Source organism: Leptolyngbya sp. UWPOB_LEPTO1 (assembly GCF_017302695.1).
Classification (GTDB): Bacteria; Cyanobacteriota; Cyanobacteriia; order Leptolyngbyales; family Leptolyngbyaceae; genus Leptolyngbya; species Leptolyngbya boryana.
This window is the reverse complement of record NZ_JAFLCJ010000001.1, coordinates 260,950-278,162: the sequence shown is the minus strand read 5'-3', so window position 1 is coordinate 278,162 and position 17,213 is coordinate 260,950. Positions and strand designations below refer to the sequence as shown.

Annotated in this window: 18 protein-coding genes; 11 read left to right on the top strand and 7 right to left on the bottom strand. The window is 46.8% G+C overall.

Annotated elements, in window-relative coordinates:
* The first annotated feature begins 19 nt into the window (after positions 1-19).
* From J0L70_RS01260 to J0L70_RS01220, 9 genes are all read left to right on the top strand, one after another.
* On the top strand, positions 20-3,793 hold the full coding sequence (locus J0L70_RS01260) for a hydantoinase B/oxoprolinase family protein (RefSeq protein WP_353736601.1): 3,774 nt from the start codon (positions 20-22) through the stop codon (positions 3,791-3,793).
* Positions 3,794-3,919: 126 nt separating this feature from the next.
* Positions 3,920-4,471 (top strand): DUF3592 domain-containing protein, encoded by a 552-nt coding sequence (locus J0L70_RS01255; protein WP_287452755.1) that lies wholly within the window; start codon positions 3,920-3,922, stop codon positions 4,469-4,471.
* A gap of 48 nt (positions 4,472-4,519) precedes the next feature.
* The gene (locus tag J0L70_RS01250; protein ID WP_017290519.1) at positions 4,520-5,302 is read left to right on the top strand and encodes a putative hydro-lyase; all 783 of its coding nucleotides are present in this window, start codon (positions 4,520-4,522) and stop codon (positions 5,300-5,302) included.
* 160 nt (positions 5,303-5,462) lie between these two features.
* On the top strand, positions 5,463-5,882 hold the full coding sequence (locus tag J0L70_RS01245; RefSeq protein ID WP_268180419.1) for a hypothetical protein: 420 nt from the start codon (positions 5,463-5,465) through the stop codon (positions 5,880-5,882).
* Between the two features lie 70 nt (positions 5,883-5,952).
* Positions 5,953-6,837, top strand: a complete 885-nt coding sequence (locus tag J0L70_RS01240; RefSeq protein WP_287452753.1) for a tetratricopeptide repeat protein — start codon at positions 5,953-5,955, stop codon at positions 6,835-6,837.
* A 17-nt stretch (positions 6,838-6,854) separates the two neighbouring features.
* Positions 6,855-7,889, top strand: a complete 1,035-nt coding sequence (locus tag J0L70_RS01235) for a hypothetical protein (protein WP_287452751.1) — start codon at positions 6,855-6,857, stop codon at positions 7,887-7,889.
* A gap of 14 nt (positions 7,890-7,903) precedes the next feature.
* A complete protein-coding gene (locus J0L70_RS01230; protein WP_017290523.1) occupies positions 7,904-8,728 on the top strand; it encodes an alpha/beta hydrolase in 825 nt (274 codons plus the stop codon).
* A 15-nt stretch (positions 8,729-8,743) separates the two neighbouring features.
* Complete coding sequence (locus J0L70_RS01225) at positions 8,744-9,970, top strand: MFS transporter (protein WP_287452749.1); 1,227 nt, start codon at positions 8,744-8,746, stop codon at positions 9,968-9,970.
* On the top strand, positions 9,970-11,142 hold the full coding sequence (locus J0L70_RS01220) for a tellurite resistance TerB C-terminal domain-containing protein (RefSeq protein ID WP_287452748.1): 1,173 nt from the start codon (positions 9,970-9,972) through the stop codon (positions 11,140-11,142). Before J0L70_RS01225 ends, J0L70_RS01220 begins: the two co-directional genes overlap by 1 nt.
* Positions 11,143-11,163: 21 nt before the next feature.
* Here the strand turns inward: J0L70_RS01220 and J0L70_RS01215 are convergent, their stop codons facing one another.
* Genes J0L70_RS01215 through J0L70_RS01205 form a run of 3 tightly spaced genes read right to left on the bottom strand, consistent with a single transcriptional unit; the run spans position 11,164 to position 12,448 of the window.
* A complete protein-coding gene (locus tag J0L70_RS01215) occupies positions 11,164-11,457 on the bottom strand; it encodes a type II toxin-antitoxin system RelE/ParE family toxin (RefSeq protein WP_017290526.1) in 294 nt (97 codons plus the stop codon).
* Entirely contained in the window at positions 11,454-11,744 is a 291-nt protein-coding gene (locus tag J0L70_RS01210; protein ID WP_017290527.1) for a hypothetical protein, read from the bottom strand. Before J0L70_RS01210 ends, J0L70_RS01215 begins: the two co-directional genes overlap by 4 nt.
* Positions 11,745-11,788: 44 nt before the next feature.
* Positions 11,789-12,448, bottom strand: a complete 660-nt coding sequence (locus tag J0L70_RS01205; protein ID WP_287452747.1) for a helix-turn-helix transcriptional regulator — start codon at positions 12,446-12,448, stop codon at positions 11,789-11,791.
* A 29-nt stretch (positions 12,449-12,477) separates the two neighbouring features.
* On the opposite strand from J0L70_RS01205, the gene J0L70_RS01200 reads away from it, so the two are divergent.
* Both J0L70_RS01200 and J0L70_RS01195 read left to right on the top strand, forming a co-directional pair.
* Positions 12,478-12,939, top strand: a complete 462-nt coding sequence (locus J0L70_RS01200; RefSeq protein ID WP_242044854.1) for a DUF6220 domain-containing protein — start codon at positions 12,478-12,480, stop codon at positions 12,937-12,939.
* 2 nt (positions 12,940-12,941) lie between these two features.
* Complete coding sequence (locus J0L70_RS01195) at positions 12,942-13,769, top strand: sulfurtransferase (RefSeq protein WP_287452745.1); 828 nt, start codon at positions 12,942-12,944, stop codon at positions 13,767-13,769.
* A gap of 133 nt (positions 13,770-13,902) precedes the next feature.
* Here the strand turns inward: J0L70_RS01195 and J0L70_RS01190 are convergent, their stop codons facing one another.
* From J0L70_RS01190 to J0L70_RS01175, 4 genes are all read right to left on the bottom strand, one after another.
* Positions 13,903-14,256 carry a DUF5615 family PIN-like protein gene (locus J0L70_RS01190; RefSeq protein ID WP_287452744.1) on the bottom strand — a complete coding sequence of 118 codons (354 nt, stop codon included), beginning with the start codon at positions 14,254-14,256 and terminating at the stop codon, positions 13,903-13,905.
* Complete coding sequence (locus J0L70_RS01185; RefSeq protein ID WP_287452743.1) at positions 14,253-14,585, bottom strand: DUF433 domain-containing protein; 333 nt, start codon at positions 14,583-14,585, stop codon at positions 14,253-14,255. The genes J0L70_RS01190 and J0L70_RS01185 overlap by 4 nt, the downstream gene beginning before the upstream one ends.
* 134 nt (positions 14,586-14,719) lie before the next feature.
* A complete protein-coding gene (locus tag J0L70_RS01180; protein ID WP_026148934.1) occupies positions 14,720-15,706 on the bottom strand; it encodes an RNA polymerase sigma factor, RpoD/SigA family in 987 nt (328 codons plus the stop codon).
* Positions 15,707-16,573: 867 nt separating this feature from the next.
* Complete coding sequence (locus J0L70_RS01175; RefSeq protein ID WP_268180393.1) at positions 16,574-17,191, bottom strand: vWA domain-containing protein; 618 nt, start codon at positions 17,189-17,191, stop codon at positions 16,574-16,576.
* Positions 17,192-17,213 lie beyond the last annotated feature (22 nt).

Genomic DNA, 17,213 nt, shown 5'->3' with positions numbered 1-17,213 from the left:
CTATATCCTAAAAGATATTTTGTCATTCAATTTTCATCCTGTAGGATATGGCAATCCTAAAATACAAGCAACACCTAAACTCAATGGGTTAGTCGAGGCAATTATGCTAAAAGTATTTGCAGACCGAGGGGGGACGTTTACCGATTTAGTTGCAGTGACCGATGATCAAGGAATCGTCGATCGCCTCTCAATGATTGCGGGTCGCTTCCAGGTCACTCCCCTTGCCGATCGCTCCTGGATCATTATTTATAAGCTACTTTCAGAGCAGCCCGAACAGTATCAAGATGCCGTGATTCAAGGCATTCGAGACATCCTGGGACTATCGAGCGATCGCGCGATTCCGCCGGGAACAGTTGAAGTCGTAAAAATGGGCACGACAGTTGCGACGAACGCCCTACTAGAGCGCAAAGGAGAGCGAACTTTACTGCTGACGACTCAAGGCTTTCGGGATGCGCTCGCGATCGGCTATCAAAATCGACCGAATATTTTTGCGCGTCAGATCGTTTTACCTGAGCGAGTCTATGAACGAGTGATTGAGGTTCAAGAACGCTACACGGCACAAGGAGAAGAACTGGTCTCCATCACCTCTGAGGAAGAACTGCGATTGACCACTCTTCTTCAACAGGCTTACCAAGATGGAATTCGGGCAGTTGCGATCGCACTACTGCATAGTTACCGCTACCCAAAACACGAACAACAGATTGCAGGTCTCGCCCGTAAAGTAGGCTTCCAGCAGGTTTCTATTTCTCATGAAGTCAGTCCATTGATGAAGCTGATTCGTCGAGGCGATACAACTGTCGTCGATGCCTACCTTTCTCCGATTCTACGGCGCTATGTCGAGCAAGTGGGCACGGCATTGCCTCGCTCGACAACCAAGCTAGAGTTTATGAAATCAGATGGTGGACTGACTGAAGCAGCGCGATTTCAAGGGAAAGATAGTATTCTCTCAGGCCCTGCGGGGGGCATTGTCGGGGCTGTGAAAACCAGTACCACAGCAGGGTTTGACAAAATTATTGGTTTTGATATGGGCGGCACTTCCACCGATGTGTCTCACTACAATGGCGAGTACGAGCGAACCTTAGAAACTGAAGTCGCAGGAGTTAGACTGTGTGCGCCGATGATGTCGATTCACACGGTCGCAGCCGGAGGGGGATCAATCCTGCGGTTTGATGGGTCGCGCTATCGAGTTGGACCTGAATCGGCGGGTGCTAATCCGGGTCCTGCGTGCTATCGCAAGGGTGGACCGCTAACCGTGACCGATTGCAATGTTCGTCTAGGAAAAGTTCAGCCTGAGTTCTTTCCGCAGGTGTTTGGAGTGGAAGGAAATCTGCCGCTCGATCGCACGATCGTTGAACAAAAATTTGCAGCGCTCAGTGCAGAAATTCGGACGGCTACCGGGGACCATCGCACCGATGAACAGGTCGCGGCTGGCTTTCTGGCAATTGCGATCGACAAAATGGCAAATGCGATTAAAAAAATCTCCGTTCAACGCGGCTATGACGTGACCCAGTACACGCTCTGTTGCTTTGGGGGAGCAGGTGGACAACATGCCTGCTTGATTGCAGAAGCATTGGGCATGACCAAGATTTTTATTCATCCGTTTGCAGGCGTTTTATCCGCTTACGGGATTGGATTAGCTGATGTGCGAACGTTGAAAGATCGAGCGATCGAAGCGAATCTGGACGAAACGAAGATGCCTGAACTAGAACAAGCTTTAGCCGCACTCGACTTAGATAGTCGAGCAGAAATTATTGCTCAGGGCGTGAGTGCCGATCAAATTCAAACGGTCTTCAAAGCAAGGCTGCGCTATCAAGGGACGGATTCTGCATTGAGCGTTGATTTCGATCAAGTCGAAGCAATGCGATCGCAATTTGAGGCAATTTACGAGCAGCGCTATGGCTTTTCAATGCCCGAAAAAAGCTTGATTGTAGAGGCAGTTTCTGTCGAAGCTATCGCCCACGCAAACCCAATCGCAGAACCGTTGCTCTCCGATCAGAGAATCACGCCACTCATCGCAATTGCAACCGTTCCGATCTACACCAAAGAGGCTCGGCATCAAGCTCCGGTCTATCGTCGTCAAGATCTCAGACCGGGCGATCGCATTACAGGAGCCGCCCTGATTCTCGAACCCACGGGAACAAACGTCGTTGAACCCGGATGGTGTGCGGAACTGACGCAGCAGAACTATCTGATTTTGAGCAAGGTAGAAGAGACTCAAGGTGCTGCTCTCTCATTGCCTGCTGCGATGCCTGATCCCGTGATGCTGGAGATTTTTAACAATCTGGTTCGTGCGATCGCAGAAGAAATGGGCATCACCCTGCAAAATACAAGCTATTCCGTCAACATCAAAGAGCGGCTCGACTTCTCTTGTGCCATCTTTGATCACTCTGGGCAACTGGTCGCCAATGCACCGCATATTCCCGTGCATTTAGGATCGATGAGTGAAAGTGTGAGTAGTTTAATTCAGGCAAGAGGCACAACTCTAAAGCCTGGAGATGCTTATGCTTCCAATAATCCCTACAATGGCGGGACTCATTTACCTGATATCACAGTCATCACTCCGGTATTTGTAGCAGATTGCTCTACGCCAATGTTTTATGTCGCTTCACGCGGACATCATGCGGATATTGGCGGTATCACACCCGGTTCGATGCCCCCGCATAGTCAATCGATCGACCAAGAAGGCATCCTCCTCGATAATCTACAAATCGTAGATCAGGGACGCTTTCTAGAAGCAGAACTACTAGAAGTGTTCACGAATCATCCCTATCCGGTTCGTAATTCGGTTCAGAACTTAGCCGATCTACAAGCTCAAATTGCAGCGAATGAGCGAGGAGTACAAGAACTTCGTCGCATTGTTCACGCCTATGGGCTTGAAACTGTACAGAACTATATGCAGTACATTCAAGACAATGCAGAAGAATCGGTTCGGCGAGTGATTAAGGGTCTCAAGCCAGGTCGCTTTGAGTATCGAATGGATGATGACAGTCGGATTTGTGTTGATTTAACGATCAATTCTGCGACCCGCTCTGCTCGGATTGATTTCACCGGGACATCTCCACAGCGATCGAGCAATCTGAATGCTCCATTGGCGATTTGCAAGGCGGTGGTTCTCTATGTCTTCCGTAGCTTAGTCGAGGATGATATCCCGCTGAATGCAGGCTGCCTCAAGCCACTCGAAATGATTGTTCCTGAAGGGTGTTTCCTCAACCCACGTCCGCCTGCTGCTGTGGTTGCTGGCAATGTCGAGACCTCACAAGCGATCGCGAATGCTCTCTATGGTGCGTTGGGTATTCTGGCGGCTTCTCAAGGCACGATGAACAACTTCACCTTTGGCAATCAACAGCATCAGTACTATGAAACCATCTGTGGCGGTTCTGGCGCGGGGGCAACGTTCGATGGCACTGATGCGGTACAAACCCACATGACCAACTCTCGCCTGACTGATCCAGAAGTTCTAGAGTGGCGATTTCCTGTACTGGTTGAGGAATTTTCGATTCGATCGAACAGTGGCGGCAGGGGGCAACATCACGGTGGCAATGGGGTGGTTCGGCGCATTCAGTTTCGGGAACCCATGACGGCGGCAATTCTATCCGGGCATCGAATTGTTCCCCCGTTTGGACTGATGGGGGGGCAACCTGGCAAGACGGGATGCAATTCAGTGGTACGACAAGACGGCACGATCGAACCACTCTCTAGCAAAGCAGAAGTTTTAGTCAAGCCGGGTGATGTATTTGTGATTGAAACACCAGGTGGCGGTGGATTTGGAGATCCAGAACGGTGCTCACTTTGACATTTGCTCACCTCCGATCTGAGACAGCGCATCAGTTCTCTGTGCTGCGAAAGATAAGGTTATCACTGCTAAGAAGTTAGGAGTGATGTATGAGGAAAACGATAGTTCATTACCCACTCAGATACCATGATCATCTTCGCTATCATTGGTCGCCTCGTAATGTTTTGTATGTTTGGGAGTGCTGGTATTCTCTTCATCTGGTGCTCGTTGCAGATGCTCTGGCGGGGCGTTCGAAGCAAAAAATGGCCTGAAATTCAGGCAGAAGCAACAGATTTTCTTGTGCGCTCTCTTAGCGACGGGACTTGGGACTATTATTGCTACACTATTTTCTACGGATATACTGTTGGTGGTGATATATATCTAGCTAGAGGCGATGACTCTTGTCACTTTAGCAGCTATGCCGATGCTGAAGCAGCAGCGATGAAGGAGTCTTCGCTCAGAAAGTCTCTCACAGTATTCTATTATCCAAAGAAGCCAAAGATCTATGTCCTGCAACGCGGGATAGATACATCTGTGTTTTGCTCCAGTGTGTACGGTGTGCTCTGCTTAGTGCTTGCTTCATCTGTGTTGCCATGGTTAATCGGGTTATTTGTGATTGGAATGCCACCAGCGATAAGTTGCCCGACACCAGATTTCTCAGAGCGTCGATGGATTCCCAGTGAATGTCCGAATATTTAGCGCTTTTGAATGGTCTCGCCCCTAAGTATCTAGCTAAGGAGTTTTTTGATGCTCAATCCTACGATTCCAACTGAATTTCGCCACCTTTGCCGGGTGGGTCAACTGGATCGCCCGACACCTGGACTTGCGCCTGGTTATGTACAAGCGAATCTAGTCGTATTGCCTTACGATTTGGCGTTTGAATTTCTTCTATTTTGCTTGAGAAATCCCAAACCTTGTCCGATTCTAGATGTGACTGACGTGGGTGATCCAGAGCCGAAACTGATTGCGCTTGGTGCAGATATTAGAACTGATTTACCGCGTTATTGCATCTTTCGCCACGGTCAGTTAATTGAGGAAACCACAGACATTTGCGAGTTTTGGAGAGATGACCTGGTTGCGTTTTTGATTGGGTGTTCCTTCTCATTCGAGACTGCAATGCTGAATGCAGGACTATCCGTTCGGCACATTGAGGAAAGTAAGAATGTGCCGATGTACAAAACCTCGATCGATTGTTTAGCAAATCGTACGTTCTCCAGTCCTCTCGTTGTGTCCATGCGTCCGCTCACTCCACAGGATGCGATTCGAGCAGTAGAAGTCACGAGTCGCTTTGCCAAGGCTCATGGCTCACCGATTCACATTGGCAATCCAGAGCAACTTGGAATCACCGATTTATCTTGTCCTGACTATGGAGATGCAGTGACCATCCGAGAGGGTGAAGTTCCGGTATTTTGGGCTTGTGGAGTTACGACTCAGACTGCCATTGCAAGAGCTAAACCTGAATTTGCCATCACTCACGCACCGGGGCATATGTTTATCAGCGATTGGAGAGATGAAATGCTGGCAAGTTAGGCGATCGTACAGGACTGCGCTTCAACTAGATCTCGCACAATATTTTGTCATTCATTTCTCGTCCTGTAGAGTATGAGCGGTTCTCAAAACAAAGGCATAAGCTCTCTAGCTTCAGAACGATAGTTTTTTGTTCAATCTTGTAAAGACGAGAGGTTCAATCATGAAATTTGGAATCAAGGCTGCTTTAGCTCCGTTTGCGCTGCTTACATTAGCACTATTGACTTGTTTGCCTGTAATGAGTGCAGAATCAACTCAAACACCAACCTCAGAGCAGTTCACGACTCAAGTGAATGAACTCAAGTCTAGACGGAAGCGTCCTCTGAGAAAGCGCCGAGTTAGAAAGCAGCAGGTTCCAGCGAGGCAAGCTGATCGGTATGATACTGCTGCGATCGCTGGATCAGGTGCGGTTCATGGCTGCGGTTACTTCAACGACCCGACAGAGTGCGCCAAGCTGGAACAAAGTCGCTCGATTCTCTGGAGTGGATGCCAACAGGGTAATAAGAATGCCTGCTCCTACCTTGTGAAGCTTCAGGAGCTTGAAAACGCCGCGAGACTGACGCGTCAGATTAGATCCTTCTAAGTTCCCAAAGCTTTGCCCAGAGCTATGTTAGTGAAACCGCTCAAGAAATCTTTAGATAGGGTTGCAGATAATGAGACAACTGAATCAGAACCTTCGATCGCATCTCAGCGGTCAAGTTTTAGGCAGCATGAGTTTAGCGATCGCGATCAGTTTGGGTGCGTGTACTCAGGGGCAAACCCAAACATCGAATTCACCGACAATATCGCCTACTCCTCTGTCTCCCCCTACAGTGCAAGCACAGGTATCAAAGCCTTCAACGACGACAGATTCATCTTTTTCAGCAATGAGCGCCCAGGAGCTTTTTGATAGGGGACAGGAAAAAGCTAGGAGGCGAGATTATCAAGGCGCGATCGAGGATTGGACGGAAGCAATTAAGCTCAAGCCGGATTTCCCCCAAGCTTACTACAATCGAGGACTTGCCCGCTCTATGGTAAGGGATAAACAGGGCGAAATCCAAGACTATGACCAAGCGATTAAACTCAAGCCAGATTATGCCAAGGCTTACTACAATCGAGGACTTGCCCGCTACGAATCGGGAGACAAACAGAGTGCTATCCAGGACTATAGTCAAGCGATTCGCGTCAAGCCAGATTATGCCCTTGCCTACAACAATCGAGGATTTGTTCGCTCTGAGTTAGGAGATAAACAAGGCGCAATCCAAGACTATGACCAAGCAATTAGACTTCAGCCGAATTTTGCAAATCCCTACAACAATCGAGGCTTTATCCGCTATGAGTTAGGGGATAAACAAGGCGCAATCCAGGACTATGACCAAGCCTCTAAGATCTTGCTCGATGATGCTGGTATGTACCTCGATCGAGGCAGTACACGCGCTAGATTGGGCGACAAACAAGGCGCGATCGCAGATCTGCAAAAAGCCGCAGATTTATTTCAAAGGCAAGGGAATACGGGAGATTACCAAAAAGTAATCAAATTACTTGAGAAACTGAAGTGATCAACGAGACGATATTGATGAAAACTCCTTATCAGACAGTTTGGACTCCGCCAGCACAGATGAGGGATCATAACGGCGTGCTGCTCCATCCTGATACGTTTTTCTTTGCATCGCCACCTCCAGAGATTGGAGCAGTGATTAGCGCATCAGGGGTAGGCATTACAGAGGAACTCAATCGATCGAGGAGAACGCCAATTTTGCAAACTTTACTGGAGTTTGTACTGACTATGTTCTCTTCTTGGATATTATTGCTGAGCAGTATTTTCTATCTCTTCCTCTTTGCTATCCTCAGCCTAGTTGTTATCGCGTTTGGATTCTTAGTTGGGATACTACTCAACTCTTTTGGTATAGGGTCAATCTGGGCTTGGCTCGGAGGAGGGTTGGCAACAGTACTGTTTGCGTGGATGTATATCACCATGTTTCGCCCTCCTAGATCTGAATGCTCTTTTGTCGGTGCACTAGGAATTGCTCATTACTGGCAAACTCGTAAAGGGATCAAGGGCGAGGTTTTGCGCTTTTCAGAAACAACGGGACTGCGTAAGCGTATGACGCGCATCTATAGAAATGGACTCTATCACAGGACTTCATTTGAATATTCCTGGAACAATCAACCCTTCTTGTCGGATCAGACCACAATGAAACAGCGTTTCTCTATTAGCGGAGCGGCTCCAGATCTATTAGTCAATGATGCCTACCTTTTTGCTCAAGCTGCGGAACGAGTGTGGACAGCAATTCGGCTACAACGGGCACAAAGTGAGTTTGCTCAGGTGGGTGTTGCTCGGTTTTCAACTGTGAAGGACATTGATTTAGAAGTGGGTTCGGGATTTATCAATGTTGTTTTTCGGAATCGGGAGCCAGGACGGATTGAAGCACAGGAGCTTGAATTAACAACTGGAAACGGGGATCTTGCAATTCGGCGCAAGACATATGGACAGTCGTCTGGACGATTTAACCCGCTTGCTTTTGTGAACGTTGTTTTTCGAGCAGATGAAATCGAGGATTTGGACGTATTTCTTCGGTTAGTCAATACGATCGTTCTCCAAAAATCTTAATTACGGGGGATTGAATGGCACGAGGCATCGTTCAAGAAGGACTCACAATCCAGAGTCAAATTTTAGGCAAACCGATTCACTATACGATCTATCTTCCTAACGACTACGAAACTTCCGTTCGGTCTTATCCAGTCGTTTACTTACTGCACGGTAGTCGATCTGATGATACGTCTTGGATTAGCTATGGGGAAACCCATTTAACCGCAGATGAACTGATTGCCAATAGAACCATTCCTCCAATGATTCTAGTGATGCCCGACGGAGGAAACAGCCGTTACATCAATAACTACGATCGCTCTTTGTGCTATGAAGATTTTTTCTTTCAAGAGTTTATGCCTGCGATCGAATCGAAATACCGGATCAAGTCTGAGAAATGGTTCCGAGGCATTCTAGGACTGTCGATGGGCGGATACGGTGCGCTCGTCTATGCGTTGAAATATCCAGAGATATTTTCAACCTGCGTTTCATTCAGCCCCTCGATTTACACGGATGAAATGATCGTCAGTATGACTGATGTAGAGTGGGCATCGAATCGAGCTTCAGCGCATGGACAGGGATTAACGGGTATCGATCGCTTGACGGATCACTACAGATCCTACGATCCGTTCCGGATTGCCGAAGCCGCTGACCCTGAGCGCTTTAAAGTGCTTAAGCTCTATTTAGACTGTGGGGATCAAGATTTTCGCAATCAAGGGGTTGCCCTGTTCCACATTCGGTTGCGACAATTAAACATTGCCCATCAATATCGCGTGCGATCGGGCAGCCATACCTGGTCATACTGGCGTGCTGGATTCGCGCCTGCATTACAATTCATCGCGATTACGTTTCGGCGATCGTGAATGGAATTTCAATTTATGCCTTTTCTCCCTCGTCTTCAGCATCAGGTTTGGTTACTTGCCTTTGGTCGCTTACTCTCTCAAGTTGGAACTGGATTCACCCTCTTCTACGCTCCGATTTTCTTTGTCAATCAGGTGGGACTCTCTGCTACAGCCGTTGGAGTCGGAATCGGCAGCGCCTCTATCTCAGGCGTTGTTGGACGGGTATTGGGGGGCACGTTTGCAGATTCTAAGTTTTGGGGACGCAGACGGACGTTGTTGATGTCGGCGATGATTTCAGCGATCGCGTCTTTCACCTTTGCGACAGCGTATGATTTTCCAGTCTTTGTGCTTGGCAATCTGTTGATGGGGTTGGGAACTGGACTTTACTGGCCTGCGACAGAAGCGACGGTTGCAGACCTGACCACACCCGAACAACGCAATGAAGCCTATTCGATTACTCGGCTCGCCGATACGTTAGGACTGGGAATTGGAGTAGTGTTAGGCGGATTGTTAATCAGTACGACAGGAGCCTATCGGGCACTATTTGTAGTAGATGGAATTTCGTTTCTCATTTTCTTAATTGTGATTTATTTCATGATTCAAGAAACGCAGCGATTGATTTATTCTCATTCTCAATGGAGCGGGTGGAAAGTTGCCTTGAGCGATCGCCGATTATTGACTTTCGCGATCGTCAATACGATGTTTACAACTTACATCGTGCAAATTGATAGTACGTTGCCGTTGTATCTCACGAATTTCGTCAAAATCAATGGTGATAGAGGATTTGAACCCTCCACGATTAGCATTTTGTACACTGCATATCTCGCGTTATCAGTGCTGATTCAGTTGCCGATGACTCGATTTTTGAATTCGTTCCGGCGTACCAGAGTGCTGATAATGTCTGCGGGATGTTGGGCGATCGCATTTACTCTCGTGTGGGTCACAGGCGCTTTCCATTTTGCGTGGGCAGTTGCCGTATTTGGCGTATTGGCGGTTGCGTTGGTCACGTATTTGCCGTCAGCGTCAGCGTTTGTTGTGGATTTAGCACCCGAATCGTTGCGTGGGGTTTATTTAGGCATTAATTCGCAGTGCTGGGCATTGGGATACTTTATTGGACCGCCCTTAGGCGGTTGGGCATTGGATCAATCTAGAGCGATCGCGTCTGGATATTGGCTGTTTTTAGTTGCAACCGTTGCGATCGCGGTTCTGATTTTACGAGTCTTGGATAAAATGGTCAGTCAGACCCCTTCTCATCGCCTGTAATGTTCAAAAGCCGCTTGTTACTCAGTTTTGTTGCGCTCAGTGTGAGTTTCTGTCTTAGTTTATTGATCACGCGAGACTTTTCAAGATCCTTGATCACTGGGGCACTCACCCTGTTTGCTAGCTTAGTGGGTGCAGCCGTGGCAGAAGGACAACATCGGCAGGCGCTCAACCAGCGATCGCAAGAATTAACTGGGCACATTCGGGCACTACAACGCAAACGCTCTGAAGCTTACGAAGCGTTGGTGATGATGACCCAAGAGCGCGATCAGATTTCTAACAGTCTGAATGCGCTGCAAACTCAACTCCGTAATCTACAGATTCAAAGCTCGAATCTCTGGCAGCAGAAAGAAGAATTAAGCTGGAATATTACTTCTCCCCAAGCTTCTCCTGCGAATCAAATCTATGTGCTGCAAACGAAACTGCAAGAATTAGAGCAAAAAGAAGCCGAATTAAATAAATCATTGTCCGCAACGTTATCCGCAAAACAACGGGCTGAATTGGGATTGAAAACAACGCAAGCTCAAGTCAATCAATTCCAAGCTCAACTCGCTGAACAACAGAGCCAAAAAGCGGAATTAACCAAAGAAGTCAATGCTTTATTTGCACAACGACAACAGTTAGAGATACAACTGGCAACGCTCCAGCCCAAAGTTAAAGAACTGGAAAAATATCGTTCAGACCTCACTCAATTTCTCGAATCGGCTGAACCCAAGCGCCAGCAAGTTGAGGGCAGTTCTAAGTCTCTACAAGGTGCGATCGAGAATCTTCAATCCCAAATCTCATCACTGCAATCCGAACTCGGTCAGCTTGAGCATCAAATCCTCGATCGTCGTCAGCAGAAAGAACTGCTCGATCTCGAACTTTCGACCATGCGGCGCGAACTCGAACCGGATGCTGATTCTCAACCGACTTCTGAATGGGTCGATTTCATTAATCAGCTACCCCAATCTGAGTTGGAGGCTTTAAGCGCGATCGTCACTCAACCCAATCCCAACGCAATCTTGAAGCAAATTGCCGAAATGAATTTAACCATGCCAGAATTGCTGATTGATTCTCTAAATGAACGTGCGATCGAAACTGTTGGCGATCTGATTATCGAAACAACTGCGAATGCTCCAACCGTTGCCCCTGAATACTTAGACATCATCAAGAATTTACTTCAACAGGTTTAGGATGCAACACTGACGATCGCGCTAATCCGGTTCAAAGATTGACTTCAGATCCCGATAACCACTAATGACCCGCAAAATCTCAATGCCGTCGCCGAAACGAACATAAAACACAATGTAGTTGTCCACGACAAATCCCTTTAAACCAGGAATTAGGTCGTCATAAGATCTGCCTGATTCTGGAAAACGTGCGGTTAACTTTGCTCGTTGGCGAATTCGATCAAACAACTTCGCAGCAGCTTCAACGCTATAGTTTCCTAGATACTCGAAGATCTCTTCTAGATCAGCGATCGCATCTTCAGAAAATCGATAACTCATTCCTGCGACTCGCTCATCTGACGAAGCCTTGCCTGGAATCGTTCAAACACGACTTCTCCGTCTACAACTCGTCCCTGTTGTACTTGTTCCAATCCAGACAAGAGTTTCTGACGCAAAGCTTCACGCTTACTCTCTGCGTCAAATGTATCAAAACTTGGATCAGCTCCTAATGAGACTTCCAAAGGTTGATCCATCTCACGATCGCACAATGCTCGAATCAATTCTTGCTGCTCTGCGTGAGACAGTGCCTCGATCGACTTCAAAATTTCTATTACTGCTGAAGTCATATCTCACCCCACAGTTCTTCTCTGCCCAGTTTATCACGTGCATTTCAAGACGCAACTTCAACAGCCTTGAGCATTGCTACCATTTCTGCTCGTGATGAAACTTCTAACTTGCGAAACATTCGCTTAAGTGCTTGCTTTACTGAATTTTCAGTAATCCAAAGCTTTGCGCCAATCTCTGCATTGGTCAATCCTTGAGCGACGAGTGTTGCAATTTCGAGTTCTCGATCGGTTAAGCGATCGCTCTGTAAGCTCGTCGATCGCACCGTGGCAACCCAAGTCGAAAGATGCAAACAAATCGCACTCAAATCAATCAAATTCTGTGTATCAAAAGCTTCCATGTCTTGCGTGCGCGTAAATCCCACCCCTCCAATTAGCTTGCCTCGATTCACAAGCGGGCCTGCTAAGACATGCCAATGATCCGGGCGCGGGCAAATTAATTTCCAAGTTTTTGGTGAAATTGCCTCATCATGTACCGGAGAATGTCGATCGACTAAATACCGCACAACCGGATTGTAATCAGCCGAAAGCGCCGTTTCAAACACCTTTTGTAGCTTGGGATCAACCATCGGCAACTGATCAAAGAAAAAGAGACCCGATCGAGTTGCAGTGAAATATTTCCCTAAATCTGGAATCACCTGCGATCGCAGTTCTCGCTCGTTTTTAGCAGTGGAAATCGCTTCAAATAAAGGTTGCAAATTTGCCATAAGAGTACTCGATCGAGGTCTAGGCGTGAATGAGTTCTCCGTTTAATTTAGCAATAACACTGCTGAGCAACACTGAAATGATGACTCACATTCACGCCGAAACATCCAGTAATCGGCTCCAGATCGGATTTTATGCGCTTTCGATTCTCTTTAATCTCTGTCTGATTGCCCAAGTTCTCACAGTTGGTCTTGCCTACTTCTACAAAACCGACTGGTGGAACATTCACGTTTTACTAGTTCGAGGATACAGTGCTCTTTCTCTGATCCTCTTGGGCTATGTGTTTCTCTGCGCCTTTCCTCAACGAGTCCGAATTCTGACGATTAGCTTGCCGATCTTGCTCGGACTGCAATTTCTCACCATTCATCTCAAAACATCTTTGCCGATCGCAGTGTTTCATCCTTTAATCGGCTTCTCGCTGCTTTCTGTGTCTTCAACGCTTGTCCATCGGGTCGGGCGCGTTCTTTTCCCAAATCTTGATCAGGAGTCATAACAATGTACGCTCATCCTGAAGTTCTCGTCGATACGCAATGGCTTCAAGACCATTTAACTGAGCCAAATCTCCGAATTTTAGAAGTTGATATGAGTCCTGATCTCTACAAAGATGCTCATCTTCCGGGTGCAGTGTTTTGGAGTATTTTCGATGATTTACTGCTGCCGAATCTGGGACAAAATTTAGATGTGATCGCGTTCCAATCTCTCCTCTCTCGCTCTGGTATTACTCCAGAAACAATGGTTGTTGCTTATGGGAGCTATCCCGGCACTGGAGCCTGGATCTTCTGGCTTTTCAAACTCTTCGGACATGACAATATCCGCGTTCTCAATGGGGGATATCAAACATGGAAAGCAGAAAATCGCCCGCTTGCCGCAGAACTCTCGACCGTTTCTCCAGTTCCAGAAAAAGCAGTTGCACTGAATCCCGATTTGAGAGTCTTAAAAGAAGAAGTTCAAACTGCGATCGACCATCCCAATACAGCTTTATTGGATGTTCGGACGCTCGAAGAATTCCAAGGCAAAATCTTTCTGAATCGACCGCCAACTGGGAACGAACGAGGTGGACATATTCCCGGTGCAATTCACATTGAACACCTTGCAGCGTTGAATCCAGATGGTACATTCAAATCGTTTGAGGAACTTCAGAAGCTCTATGGTGAAAAGGGCATTATTCGCGATCGAGAAATCTTCCCTTACTGTGCGATCGGTGGTCGTTCTGCCTTCGTCTGGTTCGTCTTAAAGTACCTTCTCGGCTATCCCAAAGTCCGAAACTACGATGGCTCCTGGAACGAGTGGAGTCGAATTCCAAGTCTTCCTATTGAGTCATAATGATTCAACGAAGAATCTCTGTTATGGTTCTTCGTTAAATCATTATGACCAACAAAGCGTTCTGGAACTTTAGACATTCAACTCTCCTAAAGTATTCGTAATACTTGTGGCTTCAAACCATTCATACTGCCTTTCAAAATGGAAACGTCATGATCTGATTAGTCCATTCTTCAGCTGTAGATGCTTCCCAAATTAAGATAATGGCATCGATCGCTTCACCAATTGGAAGATTCTGAGAAAGAATCAAAACCCTGGAGCTTGTCTGCACTGTAATAAATTGACCAAATTCAATTGGTATTGTCTTACGATCGTGCGTTACTAACACTCTGTTATCTCTTGCTGCAAGTGCCAGAACTTCTGGGTCTTTTATTCCTTCTAACCCTGCGTCATTAGCTGAACGAAAATCCAGTCTTGGCTCTCTGCGAATTGTTCCAGTTACAATGGCTTGTCTCAAATCAGCATCAGCCTGAAATCGAATTTCTGTCATACTGCATTGTGCTTCTGAGCTTGAGCCGCTTTCAATTTCTCATACAGTAACGGATTCTTCTCTTTACAATCCTGTTGTAATTGCTGAAACTCTGCTTCACCTACTTCCAGATAAGCATCAATTAACTTTCGGTTGGCGAGATAGAATGCGATCGCACCATAGACCTGTTCCAACGAAAGCAACGGAAAATTCTGAGCAATACTTTCAGGTGACTCTCCATCTAAAAATGCATAAACAATCGAATCGAGAGAAATACGAGTGCCTACGACCCAATACCCTGTCTCTCGCTGTTCAATATAGGACTTTGCCAAAATAGGAGCCAATGCCATAAGAGAACCTATCCTTTTGTTGCCTAAATTTTAGACGCAATGCTTTACTTCATCCTAGAAAATTGCCGCATCTTCCAACCAAAAAAAGGGGGCATCAAACTGATGTCCCCTCTGTGAGTTATAAAACCCTAAACTTAGCTAGCAATGTACTCGCGCACATTCGCCTTGCGACGACGTAAATGATCCAAAGCTTGCCGCTCTAGCTGACGAACCCGTTCCCGGCTCAAGTTTAAGCGATCGCCGACTTTTGCCAGCGATAACTCGTGCCCATCTTGCAACCCATAGCGCAAGTTCAGCACTTCTTTCTGCTGCGGAGTCAAATCCGTCATCAACGTTTCAAGATCCTGACGGAGCAAGTCTTGAGTCAAATAAGCATCCGGTGAAGGACCATTATCCTCAAGTAGCTCTTGCAATTCAGTATCTTGATTATCTCCAACTCGTAAGTCTAGCGAGACAGGCTGACGAGACATCAATAAGAACTCCCGAATCTGTTCCGGCTCAAGCTCTAATTCCGCCGCGATCTCAGCCGCCGTGGCACTGCGCCCTAATTTCTGAGCTAGCTCGCGCTGAACTCGCTTAATCTTATTCAGCTTCTCCGTAATGTGAATCGGTAATCGAATCGTCCGGGCTTGCTGAGCGATCGCTCTTGTAATCGCCTGACGAATCCACCAGTACGCATACGTCGAGAACTTGTACCCACGAGTCGGATCAAACTTCTCTACGCCACGCTCTAAGCCAAGTGAGCCTTCTTGAATCAAATCCAAGAACTCTAAATTACGCTTCTGATACTTCTTCGCGATCGACACAACCAGGCGAAGATTCGCTTCGATCATCTTCTGCTTAGCGCGACGACCCCGTTGAAAAATACCATTCAACTCAGAATCACTGAGATGAACATGCTCAGAAAACTCCTGCTGCGTCGGCGCGTGACCCAGCTTCTTCTCAAGCTTTTCTTTCTTCTCTTGCAAGGTCATCATCTGCTGAACCTGCTTCCCGTAGAGAATCTCTTGCTCGTGTGTCAACATCGGCACACGACCAATCTCATGCAGATACGTCCGCACCATATCAGCCGTATAGGTGGGGCTAGGAGTGGATTTAGATTTGGTATTGGCAGTAGCCATGTGCAGTCAACTCCGTGAAATGAAAACTTTAGACAACAAACTCGAATCGATTCCAAGCCGATACAGGAATGAAATGCTGTTTAACTCCACCCTGGGAAGGGGGATAAATCTTTAGCACGCTTACAAAATAAGGGGTACAAGCACGAACAGCCGAAAGTGTAGCGGTGAGGTTCAGGACTCTAAATCGAAGTCGTTTCGACTTTACTTAATGATAAGACGAATTCTAAATAAAGTAAAGAGCCTTACAGGGAAATTACTCAGGAATTTCAGCAAATATTTAGCTTTCCAAAGTAAATTGCAAGACATGGGCATTACCCTAAAACTTCATTTAAAACTTGGTGAATTGATTCTTCTATAATGACGGTTTGATTTACAGTTGGATAGAGTCTCTAGAGAGGGATAACCGTACTTTTTTAAGTGCTGCTGTTATGATTTCTGACTTGCGCATTTAGAGAATGTTCCAGTGAGCCAAACCCCGTATCCATCAACTGGTCTATGGATTTCATTCTGACAGTTCAATCCACAATTTATTGTGAAAAAATGGGGACATTTTAGGCTACTTTTCAGATATGAAATTGAAGTGTCATTAAGGTGACGATTTCATTAAAAACTGGATCAAGGCTGCAACATTGGTCAGCTTAAAACGAAGAGCAATTATACTTATCGAGAACCGTCATCAGTTTTGCGACGCGGGTCGGTATCCCGATGAGGTTCGGAGCTTTTCGTTGTGGTTTCCTGGCTATTCCTTCAGGTAGGGTATTGCTGCTGCGACTGACCAATTGGGTGCATCGAGTCGATTGACTGGGCTTGCGATTTTAGGCTCGATCGCTGCTCATTCTGCCTAAACTTAATCGCTGTTTTAGCGTGCTAATCTACGATCGCATTCAACAACACTTCTGCCAAACTCATATCTGCCATATCATCCATCGTCACCGTGTCGCAGATATCAAACTTTGCTCCTACACTTTGAAGCTGATCGTCGAGAACCTTCAAGAATTTTGTCGCACTGGCGTCTGAGCCAACTTGAATAAAAGAAATGGCTAATTCTTCATCGCGTTCCATTTTCTGTGTCGCTTGCACGATCGCTTCAATCACAGCTCGACGATCGTCCGGCTCACCATCGGTAATGACTAAAATGGTTTCTCCAGTTTTGCTCTGTCCTGTGGCTTTGCGGCGAAAATAATCTTCGGTGGCATCCCGCAACACTGCTGCCAGATTGGTCGAGCCAACCGGATCGTTTTCCATAAAAATCTGTGCGACTTTGCTCGTCGTCACATTCTCGTACCGTCTGAATCGGCTAGAAAACGTATAAACCGTAATACCATCGGGATCAAACTGCTCGCATTTGCGCGCCAGTGCCAGCGTTGATTCTTGGGCTGCTTCCCAACGACTGCCGCCCCCAATTTGATCATTGGTAGACATACTGCCACTTTTATCCAAAATCAAGGTGTAGTCTCGATTTTGCAAAGTTTCAAAATTGGGCACGGCACATCTCCTATCGTCTAAT